General features: G+C 54.3%; 12 protein-coding genes. 7 read left to right on the top strand and 5 right to left on the bottom strand.

Features of this window, described 5'->3' with window-relative positions; genetic code table 11:
* Positions 1 to 15: 15 nt before the first annotated feature.
* The 4 genes from alaS to cyaB form a co-directional block, all read right to left on the bottom strand.
* Entirely contained in the window at positions 16 to 2,643 is a 2,628-nt protein-coding gene (alaS, locus tag CA54_RS02320) for an alanine--tRNA ligase (protein ID WP_146369256.1), read from the bottom strand.
* Positions 2,644 to 2,840: 197 nt separating this feature from the next.
* A complete protein-coding gene (locus tag CA54_RS02315; protein ID WP_146369255.1) occupies positions 2,841 to 4,469 on the bottom strand; it encodes a PDZ domain-containing protein in 1,629 nt (542 codons plus the stop codon).
* Between the two features lie 245 nt (positions 4,470 to 4,714).
* On the bottom strand, positions 4,715 to 5,812 hold the full coding sequence (gene recA / locus CA54_RS02310) for a recombinase RecA (protein ID WP_146369254.1): 1,098 nt from the start codon (positions 5,810 to 5,812) through the stop codon (positions 4,715 to 4,717).
* Positions 5,813 to 6,054: 242 nt separating this feature from the next.
* On the bottom strand, positions 6,055 to 6,621 hold the full coding sequence (cyaB, locus tag CA54_RS02305; protein ID WP_146369253.1) for a class IV adenylate cyclase: 567 nt from the start codon (positions 6,619 to 6,621) through the stop codon (positions 6,055 to 6,057).
* 286 nt (positions 6,622 to 6,907) lie between these two features.
* Here cyaB and CA54_RS02300 point away from each other — a divergent pair, with 286 nt between their 5' ends.
* The 3 genes from CA54_RS02300 (at position 6,908) to CA54_RS02290 (ending at position 11,604) form a co-directional block, all read left to right on the top strand.
* A complete protein-coding gene (locus CA54_RS02300) occupies positions 6,908 to 7,711 on the top strand; it encodes a leucine-rich repeat domain-containing protein (protein WP_146369252.1) in 804 nt (267 codons plus the stop codon).
* Between the two features lie 406 nt (positions 7,712 to 8,117).
* Positions 8,118 to 10,169 (top strand): P-loop ATPase, Sll1717 family, encoded by a 2,052-nt coding sequence (locus CA54_RS02295; RefSeq protein WP_146369251.1) that lies wholly within the window; start codon positions 8,118 to 8,120, stop codon positions 10,167 to 10,169.
* 157 nt (positions 10,170 to 10,326) lie between these two features.
* Positions 10,327 to 11,604, top strand: a complete 1,278-nt coding sequence (locus CA54_RS02290; protein ID WP_146372249.1) for an adenosylmethionine--8-amino-7-oxononanoate transaminase — start codon at positions 10,327 to 10,329, stop codon at positions 11,602 to 11,604.
* A 71-nt stretch (positions 11,605 to 11,675) separates the two neighbouring features.
* On the opposite strand, the gene CA54_RS02285 is transcribed toward CA54_RS02290, so the two are convergent.
* A complete protein-coding gene (locus tag CA54_RS02285) occupies positions 11,676 to 12,173 on the bottom strand; it encodes a hypothetical protein (RefSeq protein WP_146369250.1) in 498 nt (165 codons plus the stop codon).
* 165 nt (positions 12,174 to 12,338) lie between these two features.
* On the opposite strand from CA54_RS02285, the gene CA54_RS02280 reads away from it, so the two are divergent.
* The 4 genes from CA54_RS02280 to hisF all read left to right on the top strand — a co-directional run bounded on the left by CA54_RS02280 (position 12,339) and on the right by hisF (position 17,580).
* The gene (locus tag CA54_RS02280) at positions 12,339 to 12,992 is read left to right on the top strand and encodes a DNA-3-methyladenine glycosylase family protein (protein ID WP_146369249.1); all 654 of its coding nucleotides are present in this window, start codon (positions 12,339 to 12,341) and stop codon (positions 12,990 to 12,992) included.
* Between the two features lie 402 nt (positions 12,993 to 13,394).
* Positions 13,395 to 14,012: a hypothetical protein gene (locus tag CA54_RS02275; RefSeq protein ID WP_146369248.1), complete on the top strand. Its 618-nt coding sequence runs from the start codon at positions 13,395 to 13,397 to the stop codon at positions 14,010 to 14,012.
* Positions 14,013 to 14,312: 300 nt separating this feature from the next.
* Positions 14,313 to 16,667, top strand: coding sequence for a TolB family protein (locus tag CA54_RS02270; RefSeq protein WP_146369247.1), 2,355 nt, complete (start codon positions 14,313 to 14,315; stop codon positions 16,665 to 16,667).
* Between the two features lie 127 nt (positions 16,668 to 16,794).
* Entirely contained in the window at positions 16,795 to 17,580 is a 786-nt protein-coding gene (gene hisF, locus CA54_RS02265; protein ID WP_146369246.1) for an imidazole glycerol phosphate synthase subunit HisF, read from the top strand.
* The last annotated feature ends 206 nt before the right edge of the window (positions 17,581 to 17,786 follow it).

The raw sequence follows: 17,786 nt of genomic DNA, 5'->3' as shown, positions 1-17,786 counted from the left end.
CGTCTGTCGCTCGCGTTACTTTTCCAATTGCTCCTGCAGCCACTTTGTGCCGTGAGCGATTGCTTCGCTCAGCTTTTCGGGATGTTTGGCACCGGCCTGCGCGAAGTCGGGGCGTCCACCGCCGCCTCCTCCGGCAATCTTGGCTGCGGTCTTCACCCAGTCGGACGCATTCAAGCCTTGCTGAACGAGGTCCTTGCTCAGCCCGGCGATCAAGATCACCTTGTCGCCGGTAATGGAGCCGATGAGGACGGCTGATGAACCGGCTGAGCGGCGGATTTGATCGATCTGAGCTCGAATCATATCGACGTCCCAATCCCGAGCTTCGTGCCCGACGATTTTGACATCCCCCACGGAGATCGCGTTTTCCAACATTGTATCGACGGCTGAGGCGGCGGATTGGCTCGTCTGTTTCGACAAGTCCCGTTTCAACCGTTTCAATTCTTCCTGCAACGCAATCACTCGTTGCGGCAGGTCGTCAGGTTGCGGGGTTTTGAGCAGTTGCGCCAATTCCTTGAGCAGAGCTTCGTCGTGCCGGATTTTTTCCAGCGCCCGCTCACCAGTCAGCGCGGTGATCCGCCGCACTCCTTTTTGAGTCCCTTCCTCGGAGATGATCTTGCACAGGCCGACTTGGCCGGTATTGACCAGATGCGTGCCTCCACACAACTCCTTGCTGAAATCTCCCATGCTGACCATGCGGACGCGGTCGGGATATTTTTCGCCAAACAAGGCCATGGCCCCCAGCTTTTTGGCCTCCTTGAGCTCCATGAGTTCCGCGGAAACCGTTGCGCCTTCGGCGATTCGAGAATTGATTTCATCTTCGATTTGCGAAATCTGCTCCGAAGTCACCGGGCGGGGTTGGCTGAAGTCGAACCGCAATGTGTCACGGTCGACTTTCGAGCCGCGCTGTAGGGCATGTTCGCCGACGTATTTGTGCAGTGCGTGATGCAACAGGTGCGTGGCGGAATGAGCGCGGCGAATTCCGGAACGACGCTCCGTATCGATTTCGGCTGAGACTTCCATGCCAAGTTGCAACGTCCCGGACTTTAAGTGCCCGATGTGCACCATATAGTCGCCCTCGCGTTGCGTGTCGGCGACGTCAAACTGCAGACCGTTAGCAGTGAGCGTGCCGGTATCGCCGACTTGTCCGCCCGCTTCGCCATAAAACGGCGTGCAGTCCAAAACCACGCCGACCGGATCATCGTGTCCGACTTCCTCCAATGCATCGATCAACCGGCCTTCGGCGATGATGCCGACAACCTTGCCGGTCGAAGCCGTCTCGTCATAACCAACAAAATCGGTCCCCGCCTGCGTTTCGCGAATTGCGTCCAACGGGCCGGCGGCCATCACTTTATCGGCGAAGGCGCCGCGGCCACTGTCCTGCAGATGCCGTTGCATGCGGGCATTAAACCGTTGGCGATCGACCGAAAGATTATGTTTGGCGGCGACCGCCTCGGTCAATTCAATCAAAAATCCATCGGTTTGGTGCAGATCAAAGACATCGTCGCCCGAAAGAACCGACTTGCCGTCGCCGCGGGCTTTCTCGATATAGCTGTCGAGCTTGTGCAGTCCTTTTTCCACGGTGCCGAGAAACTGTTCTTCCTCGTCGCGAATAGCCTCTGCAATTTTTTCCGTCTCTTTTCCCAACTCGGGGTAGGGGACCTGCATCGCTTCAGCCACGTTGGGGACCAGCGTGTGCAAAAACGGGTCATGCTGGCCGATCAGGAAACCTTCCATCACCGCACGGCGCAATAGTTGCCGGATGACGTAACGTTCGCGATCGCGATCAGGCAAGACGCCTTCGGAAATGGCGAATGTTACAGCGCGGACGTGATCGGCGATTCGCCGGACGGCGCGTCCGTGCGGAGAATCATAAGCATACTTCACACCCACAGCAGCGGCGGATGCTTCGCACAATGGCCGGAGTGTGTCGATTTCAAAATTGCTTTCGTGGCCTTGTAGGACGGCGGCGGTTCGCTCCAGTCCCATGCCGGTGTCGATATTCTTTTTCGGCAACGGCCGTAAGTTGTCCGGGGGATCGCCCACGCGGTTGAACTGCGTGAAGACCAGATTCCAGATCTCGACATTGCCATTGCTGCCGGGAGGGTGATAAAAAATCTCGCTGCAGGGTCCGCAGACACCGTCGGGACCTTCACTCGGTGCGCCGGCCGGCCAGAAATTTTCGTGTTCGTTGTCGCGGGTAATGCGATCAGCTTTCAGTCCAATTTTGTCGTGCCAAATGCCGTAGGCTTCTTCGTCTTCTTGAAAGACCGTGACGGTCAAGCGTTGGGGATCAAGCCCCAACCATTTTTTGTCGGTGAGGAATTCCCAGGCCCAATGGATCGCGTCGTTCTTGAAGTAATCGCCGAAGGAAAAATTTCCCAACATCTCAAAAAACGTGTGGTGATAGGCGGTGTTGCCCACGTTTTCGATATCACCGGTCCGCAGGCATTTTTGACATGTCGTTGCCCGTGTGAAATCGAGTTTGCCGATCCCGAGGAATTGGTCCTTGAATTGATTCATCCCGGCCGGCGTAAACAGCACCGTTGGGTCGCCGCGGGGCACGAGGACATCGCTGGGCCGTCGGACGCAGCCTTTGGTTTCAAAAAACTCAAGATATTTTTCGCGGAGTTCGTCGGTTTTCATTGTGGTGTTGTATATCGCAGAAAAATGGGAGTGTATTCAGTTCGGATATCGTGGCGACGGACGGGCGTCGTGTGCCTCAACCGTCCCAGCATTTGGCGGATGCCCTGCGAAGGGTTTTTCCAGGGAAATCACGCGTTTGGTGGTCGCTGAAGGCCGTAGTTAATGCACCAAACCATAGCGTAAGAGACAGCCGTTGATCAATGGGGTTCGATCACGATTTGCTGCGACTCTTTGTCGCGGAGTCGCAAGAGGCGGACCGCTGCGGGGTGTCTGGCGACGAGTCGATGGAATTCTTGAGGAGTCTGCACGTCATCGTCGTCGATTTTGGTGATAAAATCCCCCCGTTTGAATTGTGCCCGCTCGGCAGGCGAATCCCGGACAACTTCCGTGACCAGCACGCCACGGGGGATAGTTTGCGTGGGTCCAGGGAAAAATTGGCTTCTGCCGGAGGAGAAATCGACCACTAGCCCCCGCCAAGCCCCGCCGTAACGATCGATCGGGGCAATGATTTCATCCACGTTTTTGGCGGGCCATTTCCCCAAGACTACGTTTTTGTATTCCGCGTTCCGACTATTGCGGTAGATTTGCAAACGGACGTTGGTTCCCGGTGCCCGTTGGCCGATTTCTCGCATCAGGTCAATTCGGTTGCGGATTTGTTTGCCATCGATTTCGGTAATGAAGTCGTTCTCCATCAGCCCGCTGTCGCTGGCCGGCAGATTTGGCAACACACTAGAAATTCGCGCACCTTTCAGTTTGGAATTTCTCAAATAGTCCCGTTGCTCGGGCGACTTAAAGCTCACGCCCAGAAATCCATACTCCACCTCCTGCCCTTTGAGCAACGTTTCAATCACCCTTTGAGTCGTATCGTCCACGGGAATCGCATATCCAGCTGATTTTTCGTAGCCAGCCAGAGCGGCCAATGACGTCGTGATGCCGATCAATTCACCGTTGATATTCAGAAGTGCGCCACCGCTCATGCCGAGATTCAATTTGGCATCGATCTGCAGTAGGCGGCCGAAGTGGTACAAACGTTCGTTGCCCACTCCCTGCGGGTCTGGAACTGTGCCGTCGGGATTGGCGACCTCGGAGTTGGCGCGACGGCTGATGTTGCTGATGATTCCCCAACTGACGCTGGCCGATCCACCGTCGTTTGCGACGGCTAACGGATTGCCCAATGCCAAGACGAATTGCCCTTTTTTGAAGGTGTGCGACTTGGCGATTTTGATCGGCTGTAGGCCGAGGGCTTCGATCGTGATGATGGCCAAGTCGCTGCGCGGATCGGCCGCCCAAATTTGGGCCTGCATGCCCCGCTGTTTTCCCTGAAAACGAACTGACAACACAGTGACCACGGGAGAGTCCGGAGTCGAGGTCTCAGCCCCTTTGACGACGTGGTAATTGGTCAAAATCGCCGTACGTCGCGCGCCATTGACTGTGATTTCGCCCAGCACGACACCCGAACCGAAATCGTTAGGGATATAGTCGGGATGGTTCATGTCGACGCTTTTGTCGTTCTGAAACCGCCCACGCTGAATTCGATCGAATTGCCGTTGGTTTGCTCGACGTATATTCTCAATCTTCTCCCTCGCTATGGAGACGACGGATTCTTCCGATACCTCCACAGCCTTGACGAGGGATTGTTCCAGAGCGCGCAGCAACACCGACGAATCGACATCCTGGGCCGTGGCAGTCGGCGAGAATAGACAGAGGCTCGCGATCAATGTTATCGCGATCACGGACGCGGTATTGACCACTCGACGCCCGCGCGACGAGAGACGGCCTCTCGGTGTGTGAGGCCGCACGGGGGAATTGTGCAGGTCATGTTCCATGGCATACGTCTCCAACGACTCTCCGCTGAGGAATCCCGAAGCGAGCTCGGAACCGTTTGTCGGTTCCGAGACCTACCTCAATGGTATCGGCGAACGGGCAGCGGCCCAAGTCCAACCGGTCCTGGGGGAATCATTTCACGGTATTGCGGTGGAGACAAGTGGTAGAGTCGTCGCTTTTACCGGGAATCTACGTGGAAAGGGGGTGGTAGCGCGAATTGCAGACCGGCCCCACACGGCCAACAGTACTATTCTTCCGCGCCGGTCTCCTCGGTCCCTTCCGCTGAACCGTCCAGCACGGATTGTGGCGGGAATCCACGATGTATGAGGACTTTGTCGCGCAGTTCGACTGTCAATTCGGGGTTTTCCTTGAAGAACTGCCGCGCGCGATCGCGGCCTTGCCCCAATTTTACGTCGCCGTAGCTGTACCAAGTCCCACTGCGGGCAATCAGCCGGTCTTCCAAAGCCAAGTCGACAAGATCCCCTTCGGCACAGATACCACACTCGGTGAGCATGTCGAATTCCGCGATCCGGAACGGTGGAGCGACCTTGTTTTTAACGATCTTGGCACGCATACGGATGCCGGTGACGGTGTCCCCATCTTTGAGCGTACTGATGCGACGGACATCAACCCGGCAAGAACTGTAGAATTTCAGCGCCCGTCCGCCGGGTGTGGTTTCCGGACTTCCGAACATTACGCCAATTTTTTCGCGGATTTGATTGATGAAGATGACGCAGGTCTTGGATTTGGCAATCGCACCGGTCAACTTGCGCATTGCCTGACTCATCATGCGGGCCTGCAGGCCGACGTGCCGATCACCGATTTCGCCATCCAGCTCCGCCTTGGGCACCAAAGCTGCCACCGAGTCGACAACAATCACGTCGACGGCGTTGGACTTAATCAGCATTTCGGCGATTTGTAACGCCTCTTCACCGTATGACGGTTGACTGACCAACAGATCCTCTAAGTCGACCCCCAATCGCTTGGCCCACGAGGGATCCAGCGCGTGCTCCGCATCGATAAACGCAGCGATCCCGCCCCGCTTTTGGGCACTAGCGATCACATGCAGGGCCAAGGTTGTTTTTCCGCTGGATTCCGGCCCGAACAGTTCAATAATGCGGCCACGTGGGAATCCCCGGCCTCCCAAGGCAAGGTCCAAGGACAAAGCTCCGGTCGGAATGCCGGCAATTCGCGTCGCCGCACTATCCGACAGCTTCATGATCGAGCCTTTGCCAAACTGCTTCTCAATTTGGGAAAGGGCATTATCAAGGATTTTGGGATCGCCGTGGCTATTGCCGTTGCCGTTTCGTGAAGCCGCCTTTTTCGCCGCTGCTTTGGTCGCCATGTCGATCGTCCTTCTACTTTCGGGGAACGCGTAGTCGCATCCGTGAGGCCTGTTTCGCACTCCTGTGCGTTAATTGACCAATACTGAACAAACAGACACTATATCGAGCGCCCGCCTAGATTGGCAAGAGTAAAATTGGAAAAAATTCAGAATGGGGAGAAGGCTTGAGGCTTGAGGGGACAGGCTTGAGGACTTTTGCGGGAACAAGGGAACGGTTCGGACGTATTTCTGTCGCCTTATGTCTATTCTCTTGGGATCCCCTTCTGTTCCAGTAGCATCGTGAGGTACGACCTTCGTTCCGGGGCGCTCAAGCCCAACTGTGCTGCTAATTTCAAGATGGTCTCTTTGGCGTCGCCCAGCGCAGCTTCTTCGGCCAATGTTTCCACTTCCATAAAGGTGCCCAGGGCTTCGATGTGGTCGACACAGATTTCGCAATCTCGGTCCTGCCAGGTGAGAGCATAGGTCTCCCGCGTTTTGACCACAGAGTGCACGGGGGTAAATCCGAGGATCTCCAAAAGTTCCCGCAGACTCTGCCCCGCCGCTGCACCGGTTTGGAAGGGGAGTTCGATTTCGCGTCGCATCTTGGTTTCTTGATCGATGATCGGCCCTTTGTAGGTGATGCGATTTTCATCCCCCACCTGACGAATTCGCAAGGCTTCATTCGACTCGGCAAAGGAGCGTTGCGGATGGGCGAAGTACGTATCCCGCTGCTCGATGCTGCGCTGCTTGACGGCGCCCAGTTCCAGCAATTTCGACAACGGCCCCTGCGGATCGGCCACGGGGAATTTCAATTCGACTTCGTAACTCATCGTAGCACTCGCCCCAATTATTTCTCGCACTCAATTTCAACGCCGCTGATATCAGTGACTGATGAAATCAGTCACCGGGCAATCAGCCTGCCGCGCTCATCCTATCGCCCATTGCGGCGGGCGGACAAGCGTAGGGCTTAGATAGGCTTGAGGCTTGCGGGGACAGGCTTGAGGGGGTTGATGATTGGATGCGGCGCTGCTCGAATCTTTCGGTCGCTGTGCGGATGATATTTCAATCCGTGTCTCGCATGGTACAATCGCGGGCAGACATTAAGGAGCGTTCACGATGGCTGAGATACCTCACGCAAAGAATCGTTTTCCACGGACCGGTACGCTGCTGATCGTGGCTGTGATTGTGATTGTCGTCGGCGGATTTCTGATCGTCTGGTGGCCGCACTTTCAAAATCAACGGGCGATTGCCGCGATTGAAGATCTGGGGGGAAAGACGCAAACCGAGACCGAGCGGCCCGGCTGGATTCCGGATAAAATCGGCGACGATAAACTCAAACCGTACGAGCGCGTCTGGGAAGTCAATCTCAACGCCACTACGGTTCAAGATGGCGACTTAGCGCCACTACGAGGCTTGACCAACGTCCGCGACCTTTCGCTTGACGGGGCGGTCGTGAGTGACAAAGGATTGGAAGAACTCCAGGATCTCGCCAATGCGGAGTTTCTGACGCTCGACAATGCGTACATCAGCAACAACGGTTTAAGACATTTGCGAGGGCTGAAGAAACTCAAATACCTCCGCTTGGACAACACAAGAACCGACGACACCGGCCTCGAGCATCTGCGTAATCTGACCACTCTCCGCGAACTGTCGCTCGAAAACACCCAGATCACCGATGCGGGCTTGGTACACCTCCAAGCTTTGCCACACCTGAAGTATCTCTCACTCACAAACACCAGGATCAGCGACGCGGGATTAAAGCACCTGCACGGTCTAACGAGTTTGTCGTATCTGTCATTGGCCAAAACGGACGTTACCCATGAGGGGGTCATGGAAATACAAAACACGCTGCCGAATTGTTATGTGCATTGGAAGAAATTGATCGAGTATCCGAAGCGAAAGTCAGCGACAGTCCCTTAGTCGCCGTGCCCCAGTTCCTGTAGTGCACGCGCTAACGCAGCGGCGGAGGCGTAACGATCGGCTGGTAATTTTTGTAGGCAGCGCAAACAGATCGCGCGCAGGGCGGCGTCGACTGCGATGGGAAATCGGTCACTCAATTCATGCGGTTGGGTAACGTCGCGACGGCTAACTCATTATTTCTACGGCGCAGTGACTTCCGTCCCCAGTCGAGAGCCATGGCAATTCACCGTAACGGTTGCGTCCGATCTGAGATGTTGTCCATAATCGTTGTTGACCAGACGTCCAAGTCCACACATGGCCAAATATGCGAACAGATGGTTGGCATTTAGGTGCTGAAGTGCAATTACGAGGCAACGCTCCCTCATTTCACCCTACTTTACAACCCTTTCGTCGAGGCCGCTTTCGAATGGCAAAATCCTCCAAGAAACCGCAGCCAGTTCTGCCAAAAGACGCGCTCACACGAGTTTCGGTTGGGCATTCGTTCGCCGAGTATGACACCTTGCTCGAAAATAAATGGGCTTTTGTAAACACTCCTGCAATGGCACAGGCTGTGGAGTCCACCGGAGAAAAGTGTCTTTTCGTTGGGCGTCGAGGTACGGGAAAAACGGCGATAACTCGATTTGTAGAGTCAAACAAGCGCGCGACGATTATCCACCCGCAAACGTTGTCGTCAGCTAATCTTCCGGACGGTATTGATAAGTTTAAGGACACGCGACAGCGCCCATTCACGTCCATCGTACACGCATTTAAGCGAACACTCTTGCTTGAGTTTCTCGCCGCTTGGATTCGAAATGGCGATGTCAACGAGTATGAATTCGTAGGGGACGTAAAACGTGAGTCGCGTTTATTACAGGAGGAAGACTTCGACTTTAAGTTGGTCGCAATTCTTGAAGAGTATGAACACGCGTCGAAATCTGAAAAGGAATGGTTGAAGTATTTGAGGCGAGTGAAAGCGCTTGCGTTAGGGATGGGCAATCTCTCGGAGGGCATAGCAAAACACCGGATTCTAATAGACAGAGTTGACGAGGACTGGGATGGATCGGATAAAGCAATCGTGATGTTGATGGCGCTTATGCATGCCGCAGTGCAACTAAATATTGAAGTCTCGTTCGCTCGCACAATGGTGTTCTGCCGAGAGAATATTTTCGAGAGAGTTCGGGAGATAGACAACGAGTTTGCTCGATTGGAAACATGGATTGTTTCACTCGACTGGACTCGTGAGCTCCTTTTGCAATTGGTTGAGCGCCGCCTGCTTGTGCCGTTCAACACGAGAACGCCTCTAGGCGGTCCAACATGGGACCATTTTTTTGAATTAGAGAACGGTGTCTCTTCGTACGAGTGGGTGTTTGAGCAATGCCAACATCGTCCACGTGATGTACTCATGTATGTCGACTACGCAATTGACGGAGCAAGGGCACGCAGGCACAACCAAGTTCAGATCGAGGATCTTCACGAGGCAAAAAAGAAATTTTCTGACAGTCGACTAAAAGACCTTGGCGACGAATATTCTGAGAACTTCCACCAGATTCAGCTCGTTCTCGCCCGTTTCTTTGGGTTGACTACATGTTACACAATTGCGGCTATCCGGGATATCATAGCTGCCCTAATTGCAGACGAGCAGATAAAAACTGCTTGTGGAAAATGGATTTATGCAAACTCTGCGCCGGAGTCTTTCATTGGACTATTATTTGACATCGGTTTCATCGGCATACGAAATCCTAGTGCGAACATCGTCTACCGCTCGCACGGTGCACGCGCAAAGGCATTGCCGAAAATTGATGATCATACGCAAATTGAGATACACCCAACGTTCCACGATGCTCTTCAACTCCGAGACAGCGTGCTAACCGAACTGAAAGATGCAACATTGCGAGAGGTGGGGATCTTACTAGATATACCAGGTTCGATTGACCTTGTGGAATACCAAGACAAACTGGATTCGCTCGCTGAGGAGCTAAGTACCCTTCCCAAAGGTGAAAAGCATGCGACGGAATACGAGGATGTTGTCGGTCAGGTAATTAAATATAGTTTATTTCATGTTCTTACGAATCTTGAGCCGCAAAGCCCCGGAAAAAAGGGAAGGGTACGACGAGACTGGATTGCCGCAAATGTCGCCCATGCTGGTTTCTGGAATATGGTGAGAAACCGGTACGGTGCAACACAGGTGGTTTTTGAATGTAAAAATTATGAAACATTGGATTCGAGCGATTTTCAACAAATGGGATATTACTTATCGAGGCCGATCGGTGGTTTTGGTGTGATAGCATTTCGTGGTGAGATTAAGAATCACTACTACGAACATATCCAAAGAATTGCGAATCAGCAGAATGGAAACGCTATCGTAGTGTTACTTGGTGATCGCGACCTTCGTGTATTTATTCGACAGGCACGAAATGGAGGGGTCAAGGATGGTCATATTCAAGACATTTATGACAAAACAGTAAGAAAGATATCGTAACCCAAATTTGCCTTTTGTTGTCACTCAATTCAAATGACGTTGGTACGTAACCCGAGTGATCGTGCCTGGCATTGAAACACACTTTGCTAGGCGAAGCACGAACCTGAATAACATGGCCCTAATTGAAACCAAGTATTCTCGACCAAACCACCCGACCATGACCACCCCCCCCTGGCAAATCGACGGCTACCAACACATTTGGATGCCCTACACGCAAATGCAGACCGCGCCGCTGCCGGTGCCGGTGGTGGGGACCGACGGGGTGTCGCTGATTCTTGCCGATGGGCGGCGGGTGATTGATGGGTTGGCTTCTTGGTGGTCGGCGTGTCATGGGTATCGGCATCCGCATATTGAAGCGGCGGTCGAGCGGCAGTTGAAGGCGATGCCGCATGTGATGTTTGGCGGGATCAATCACGAACCGGCGCTGCGATTGGCCCAGCGGTTGGCGGCGCTGTTGCCGGGGGATTTGAATCGTGTGTTCTTTAGCGAATCGGGTTCGGTCTCGGTCGAGGTCGCTATGAAAATGGCGGCGCAGTATTGGCTGAACCGGGGTGTGCGCGGGCGGACGAAGTTTGTCAGTTTTTTGCATGCCTATCACGGCGACACGATCACAGCGATGTCGGTCTGCGATCCGGTGAACGGCATGCACGCGCACTTTCGTGGGTTTCTGCCAGAGCAATTCAACACCGACTTGCCGCTGGATGAGGAATCGACAACAGCGCTCGATCGGTTGTTGGGCGAGCATCGCGACGAAATCGCTGCCGTGATGCTCGAGCCGATCGTCCAAGGGGCAGGGGGGATGCGATTCCATCCGCCCGAAACCGTCGCCACGATTCGCCAGTTGTGCGATGCGCATGATGTGTTGTTGATCGCCGACGAAATCGCGACGGGTTTCGCGCGGACGGGGACGATGTTTGCGTGCGAGCAGGCCGACGTCGTGCCGGATATCATGTGTGTGTCCAAGGCGCTCACCGGTGGCACAATGCCGATGGCGGCGACGGCGGCGACGGACCGTGTGTTCGAAGCGTTTCTCTCCGATGATCCGGCGCATGCACTGATGCATGGTCCGACATTCATGGCGAATCCGTTAGCGTGTGCGGCGGCGCATGCGTCGTTGGATTTGTTTGAGCGCGAGCCGCGTCTTGAGCAAGCGCGGGTGATTGAAACAGCGATCGCTGAACAATTGGCCGACTGTCGAGAGTTGCCGGGCGTGGTTGATGTCCGCGCGAAGGGCGCGATTGGGGTGATTCAGGTTGACCAGCTGCGGCACGTCGGTTGGCTGCGCGAGCGATTTTTGGAAGAGGGCGTTTGGATCCGCCCGTTCGGCGATGCGATTTATATCACACCGTCGCTGGTGATATCACCGGAGGATTTAAGCACGTTGTGTGCGGCGATGGTGGCAGTTGTTACGCAGTGGTCGGAGCTTGGGGAGTGACGGTGGTGAGGGTTGGGGGAGACCTTCGGTCTGGGCTTGTGCGGGGTCGGGAGACCCGCGCACAACAAGTGTTAAATGTGCGTGAGCTTGTCCCCACAAAGCCAATCCATTAATGCAAAATTGTCTGTCTCAACGTCTCCCACCTCGGACGTATAAACTGCGAATTTTCCAGACACTTTTTTAGCGTGCAGTTTTTGTATGTTTACCTGATTCCAGCTTGCATATATCCCCGATCTGAGCCATGCATAACTCTCCTTAAACAATGAATCCGACTCAGCCATAATCTCCTCTTCAGGAAGATCTTGGTCCCAAATAGCATAAGAGATTGCGTTAAGCTCAGGTATCATGACCGATATTACAAACTTTGTGCAATCATATGGGTCGTCGTCAGGACTCCCGGGCTTCACACCAATCCATGCTGGACACCGATTGCACATCCAAATTGCCCGGTCGATTGCAGGATCGTCGATTCTGGCATAAAAGCGTCGCCACATTTTGGCGATGACAGAAGTCGCTCGCTTAGATGGATATTTTAGGTCGATCTTTAGAGTTTCATATCGTTTATTCATAATCAGTCAATATACCCGAAGAGGTCAATAAAAAAGTCGGTGCCAGGATTGTCATGAATAAGTGTACCAAGGCGTCTGGGAAAGACCATTTTGAATTTAGCGGTGAATTCGCCGACACCTAACAGATCGCCCGCATCGGTCGTCTCTCAACATGATTGAAATGCCATGTCATTCCCTGAACCCCAATTGAAGCAAGCGCGCCGGCATCTGCGTCGGTCCGATCCGGTGATGCGTTCGTTGATCGATGCGGTTGGGCCGCCGGTGTTGAAGTTGCGGCCGCAGCGGTTTCAGATGCTGGTGCGTTCGATCATTGCGCAGCAGATTTCGACCATGGCGGCGCGGAGTATTCGTCGGCGGTTTGATCAACTTGTCGGTCCGGGGACCACCACAGCGGAAAAGGTGGCGCGGCTTTCGCCCGCTGAAATGCGGACGGCGGGGATTTCGCCGCAGAAGGCGATGTACTTGCACGATTTGGCGGCCAAGGTGTTGGACGGTACCGTGCGACTGCGGACCGTGGGGCGGATGAGCGATGACGAGGTGATTGCCGAATTGGTACAGGTCAAGGGAATTGGCGTCTGGACGTCGCAGATGTTTTTGATGTTCTGCCTGGGCCGGCCGGATGTCTTTCCGCACGGCGATCTAGGAATTCGCAATGCAATGAAAAGCCTGTACCGTCTGGAAGATTTACCCGACCGCACGACCAGCGAAGAACTCTCCGCCCCCTGGCGACCGCATGCGACGATTGCCAGCTGGTACTTGTGGCGGAGTCACGACCTCAAGACAGGCGCAGCGGACGGGCCGGATATTTTTCCCTGCTAGTCGTAGTGCACAGACTAACGATAGCTGTCAGGCTCAGGCTGGCTGGGGACGAGCATTCGCTCGCCCCCCAGTTCGTTTGAGATTCTTGCACTTACAAGTAGTTTCAAAACCATTTCAAACAGTAAATATTTTTGGGATGCGACTTAAATGCTTGAAAAACGCCTTTACCATCGAGCCTTGGGATTATCCGAAATCTTTTTTCAGTGAACACTGAGTAGTGGTTTTGCAACTAGTTTTAGAATGATGTGAACTAAAAATCATGCCGCCATTTCGTCGACTGGCGGGTTGAGAAAACAGGCTCTCCCGATTATCGTTGAAATTATCATTTCCGAGCTAGGGGGCTACCAATCCTCAGAGCGCTCGCGATTAACGCATCCACACCAGACTTGTCGGAGCTGATTGATGATCATTCCAGAATCACCTGTTTTTCGCATTCTACTCCTCATTATTCTCGTCACCATGGGTGGCTGTAATAAGAATTCAGCGGAACCAGAAGAGGGCGACTTGGAAGTTGACGCTGTTGGTGAGCCGGCCAACAACCATGAAGATCAAGGCATAGAACTCGTCACCTTGGATCTCTCAGAAACCGGTGTTCCAGCGTTGATTGATGTGCCAAAGGGGACCAAAATGGATTGGATTATGGACCCAAATGGCCTAGGAGACACGAGCGGCAAATCCCGAGAAATCAATTTCTACAATGGCTCCTTTTTTATACTCACGATGCGGAATACGATGCCGCTGTTGGATACAATCGAGAATATTCGCGAATATGCTCAGAATAAGTACACTGACATCGTTAGTACCGTGGAGGTCATCGACGACCAGGTTGTGATTTATCATTCACAAGAAGGAACCCCCGCCCCCCAAGATGCTGTTTATGAACTCATTGCTGTTGTCTCCATCGGTGACAAAGACTTTCTTTTCAATAATTCAGAAGACGAAAAATGTACGCGCGAGCAGATTGAATTAATGAGTCAATGCGTTCTCTCTCTGAGACCGGTGGATGAATCCACGGAATAGAGGTGGTGCTTCTCGTTCTAGAATCAGTTGCAAAATCGCTAACTGTTCACTACCGGAACCAGTTTTGAACCGGAAACAGTTTTGAAACTGGTTGTAGTAAACTGGGGGGGGACTTCGCCCGTCCCCAGCCCCCCCTGACGTCTCTGACCAATGCAGGACATTTCGAGTTGGGTAACCTACGAATACTTTGCATTCTCGAAAAATCTGGGGAATAAAACGGCTTGTCGGTGGATCTTATAAAGCGTGGATGACATCCGGCCCCTTCTGGGCCGACGGCCCCAATGCCTCAAAGGGATCATCATGCGCCGACACCTTTCCTTGCTCACGTTGACCGGTTGGTTGGTACTCCCCTTTTTAATGGGAGGCTGCAGCGAGCAAGTGCGGGAAGACCGCACGATCACGTTTTCCGACAACGGAAAGGCGGCCGGTTTCCAACATGGAGCTGAGGGGGTGTTTGTCACCAACTCGCAAACCGGTGCGTTGGAGAAAGTCTTCCAGCCAGACGAATACACGCTCGCAACCAGTACGCCGCTGTGGGCGCCCGACAATAAGCGGATGTTGTTCACGACAGCCGTCGCGCGGCAAATCGACCCCGACGCGCCGCCTCCCGGTCCGGCCGCAGCCATTCCCTGGGACATCGCGCCTGAAGGTCGCGCGTTTCTAAAACAGCCGATCCGATACACCTGTTGGTTGCGCACGGAAACTGCCGATGCGGACACCTCAAAACCGGTGGCCTTGTTCGAGGCCGATTGCCTGCACACGGGATACGTGGCCGCAAACTTGGCGGTCCGTTGGCATCCCGGCGGGCAGAAGGTGTTGTACGTCAAACAGGTCGATGAACATCATCACGGAGTCTATGAATTCGACATCGATTCCCGCGCGTCGCGGCGCGTCTTTCCGCATGCAGCTTCCGCGGTCATTTTTGATTATTCGCCTGATGGGAAATATCTTGTCTGTCTGGCGGCGGCGAATAAAGAACCGCCATCGCGGCATGGGATGTGGATCAGTGAAACCGACGGCGCGAATTGGTGGCGCGTGCCGCAGACTGCTATTGGCCGGGGGCAAAATGGGTTGGTCTCGATTGAAAAGCTCCGCGCCGCTCGCCCAGCTTGGTCCCGGCAAGCAGCGCACTTCGCGTTTATCACCGCATCGACGCCGGCCGAAAACCAAACGGAGTATGTGCTGTATGTCGGCAACGCCGAGTCGCGTGAGGTGCGTCCCCTTCTGACCGACTCCAAACAACTGGCACAATTGCATTGGGCGCCCGATGGCAAGCGAATGGGAATCGTGGCTGGTGAGCAATCGCCCTTGTTGCAGTTCGTCGCGTTGGACGGCACGCGATCCATACCGATCAACGTTCGCCCGGTGCGAAAATTTGCCGGGTGGAACGCAACGGGGGATCAATTGGCCTATGTTGCTCCAGAAGCATTCTCACGCACGCTGGGTGACAGTTATTGGGCGATGGCATTTTTCCCGCAGCCGTTGGCGCGCGACGTAATCTATGTTGCTCCCGGGAATGGAAGCGCAATAGGCGATGCGGTCTTTTCCGGCATGCGGGTCACGTTTCCGCATTGGTCGCCGACCGAAGAGAAACTTTCGGTGTGGTTCACGTACACACCAACCTATCGCTCATTGCTCACGGAGTTTCTCAGGTGGGGGCTACAGCAGGGCGATCCGGCGGCGATTTTTGATGTCGAAACGGGTGACATCGAGTGGATGACGGTCAATGCTGCTGAGAAAGCACAGGTGGGACATTACCATCTGTTGCAGAAAGATTATGATGCGGCGCTGGAATGGTATGAACAAGCGGCGGCGGAACTTCCTCCTGAAATTCCTCCCGAATCGGAGTCGATGTTTCAGCCATTTGTTGGACAACAGAATTTTGCGTTCTTTCATTACTACTGTCTCGATAAATTGGGCCGCACCGAGGAGGCGGCAGCGAAGTTGGCTGAGTTCGAACGCACGTTTTTCCCGCCCCCTGCGGAAATCCCTGAAACAGCAACGCCCGAAGAGCAGCAATTGGTGGCGGATCAGAATCAGTGGTTGGACACACAGACGTCGATGCCGCGTTTGCTACGCAATTTGTACATCGCCGAAGTCTTCTTGAGTCTAGAGGCCGCTGCTGAGGCCGAAACGTTTTTCCGCGCCGCCCTGGAAACCGCACCTCACAAAAATGCCGGGCTGGCCGATGCGATTGTGCTGTCGCAAATCTTGTTGGTGCGTCAAAAGACGGCGGAGTATGCTGACTTTGCCACAAACACCTTAGCTCCGTTGGTCAAACAGACGTTCCATTTTGAACAGTATGGACCTGCGGCCGAAGACCGTGCTCTGATGCTACTGCCGGAGCATCTCGCGGTGACATCGCTGGTGCCGATGTTCTCCACAGAGTTTGTCGCAGGACTGACCGCTGAACAGTTGAGCGCGCTCGTCCCCCAATGGGAAGCGCTTCGCGAACAGTCTGATCACGATACGGCGAAATTGGGGTGCAACTTATTTCTGCATGCGGCCTATCAACGATTGGACCGCCCCGCGGAACAGATGCGTATCGAACAGGAGCTTGCGAAGAATCCCCAACGGGACCAATTGCTCCCTGCGGGCGGGGTTCAAGAACTCGTGCGCGAGTTCCGTGAAGGGATCGCCAGACAAACCCCGTAGGTTGAGTCGGGCTGCCGGAAACTTGCCTTTAGTCGTGGGCGCGGGTGATTGACGGGTTGGTCCGGGTGGTTTAGATTGAGCTATCAGAATCACTTTATACCTTTCTCGATGACTTCACGGTGACGCTATGCTGGCCAAACGGATTATTCCCTGTCTCGACGTGCATGGTGGACGTGTGGTCAAAGGGACCAACTTTGTCAATCTGCGCGATGCGGGCGATCCTGTTGCGGTGGCGGCGCGGTATGAAGAAGAAGGGGCCGATGAGTTGGTGTTTTTGGATATCACCGCCAGCCATGAGGAACGCGATATTCTGGTCGACATCGTGCAGCGGACGGCGGAGGTGATTTTCATGCCGTTGACGGTAGGCGGTGGGATTCGCAATTTGGATGACATTCGCACGCTGCTCAATGCGGGGTGTGATAAAGTTTCGATCAATTCCATGGCGGTCAAAGATCCGGAATTCATTCGTCAAGCAGCTCGGCGATTCGGCAGCCAGTGCATTGTGGTGAACATTGATCCCAAGCGAGTCGATCGGGAGGGTGAGGAGTTTTGGGAAGTGTTCATCAACGGCGGACGTGTACCGACCGGCTTGCAGGCGGTCGAATGGACACGTGAAGTCGAGGCGCTTGGGGCGGGGGAAATCGTGTTGACGTCGATGGATGCCGACGGAACCAAAGATGGCTACGACTTGCCGATCACCCGCGCCGTGGCTGAAGCGGTGAAGATTCCGATTGTTGCCAGCGGCGGAGCGGGTTGTCCTGAACATCTTTATCGAGCGGTGACCGACGGGAAAGCGGATGCAGCTTTGGCGGCCAGTATCTTTCATTATGGGGAATATTCGATTCCGGAAACCAAGGCCTATTTGGCCGAACGTGGTGTTATTGTGCGGCCCAATCCGGTTTTGCCGGGTTAGAATCGTGTCATGAGCCGCGCGGGGAAGGATGCGCGTCGGCGAGAAATCGTGCTCCTTGCGAATTGGCGCTAGCGAATCGCCGCTTGTGCACGTTAGAATAAGAAGACCCAGTGTGCTCCGCCTGTTTCGCGGGCGTAAGTGCGGCGGGTATTGTGTCTTGAGTGATTTCGCAGTTGATTCGGAGCAAAGTTGATGGCGACCGCTAC

The sequence above is a fragment of the Symmachiella macrocystis genome (genome assembly GCF_007860075.1).
Lineage (GTDB): Bacteria > Planctomycetota > Planctomycetia > Planctomycetales > Planctomycetaceae > Symmachiella > Symmachiella macrocystis.
The sequence above is the reverse complement of the archived record's forward strand: the minus strand, read 5'-3'. Positions and strand labels throughout refer to the sequence as shown.

What these genes read in the sequence shown, in the direction of transcription:
- CA54_RS02295 (WP_146369251.1), top strand. Translation starts at nt 8,118, where the DNA reads ATGGCAAAATCCTCCAAGAAACCGCAGCCAGTTCTGCCAAAAGACGCG.
- hisF (WP_146369246.1), top strand. Translation starts at nt 16,795, where the DNA reads ATGCTGGCCAAACGGATTATTCCCTGTCTCGACGTGCATGGTGGACGT.
- CA54_RS02275 (WP_146369248.1), top strand. Translation starts at nt 13,395, where the DNA reads ATGATCATTCCAGAATCACCTGTTTTTCGCATTCTACTCCTCATTATT.
- CA54_RS02300 (WP_146369252.1), top strand. Translation starts at nt 6,908, where the DNA reads ATGGCTGAGATACCTCACGCAAAGAATCGTTTTCCACGGACCGGTACG.
- CA54_RS02280 (WP_146369249.1), top strand. Translation starts at nt 12,339, where the DNA reads ATGTCATTCCCTGAACCCCAATTGAAGCAAGCGCGCCGGCATCTGCGT.
- CA54_RS02270 (WP_146369247.1), top strand. Translation starts at nt 14,313, where the DNA reads ATGCGCCGACACCTTTCCTTGCTCACGTTGACCGGTTGGTTGGTACTC.
- cyaB (WP_146369253.1), bottom strand. Translation starts at nt 6,621, where the DNA reads ATGAGTTACGAAGTCGAATTGAAATTCCCCGTGGCCGATCCGCAGGGG.
- CA54_RS02290 (WP_146372249.1), top strand. Translation starts at nt 10,327, where the DNA reads ATGACCACCCCCCCCTGGCAAATCGACGGCTACCAACACATTTGGATG.
- CA54_RS02315 (WP_146369255.1), bottom strand. Translation starts at nt 4,469, where the DNA reads ATGGAACATGACCTGCACAATTCCCCCGTGCGGCCTCACACACCGAGA.
- CA54_RS02285 (WP_146369250.1), bottom strand. Translation starts at nt 12,173, where the DNA reads ATGAATAAACGATATGAAACTCTAAAGATCGACCTAAAATATCCATCT.
- recA (WP_146369254.1), bottom strand. Translation starts at nt 5,812, where the DNA reads ATGGCGACCAAAGCAGCGGCGAAAAAGGCGGCTTCACGAAACGGCAAC.
- alaS (WP_146369256.1), bottom strand. Translation starts at nt 2,643, where the DNA reads ATGAAAACCGACGAACTCCGCGAAAAATATCTTGAGTTTTTTGAAACC.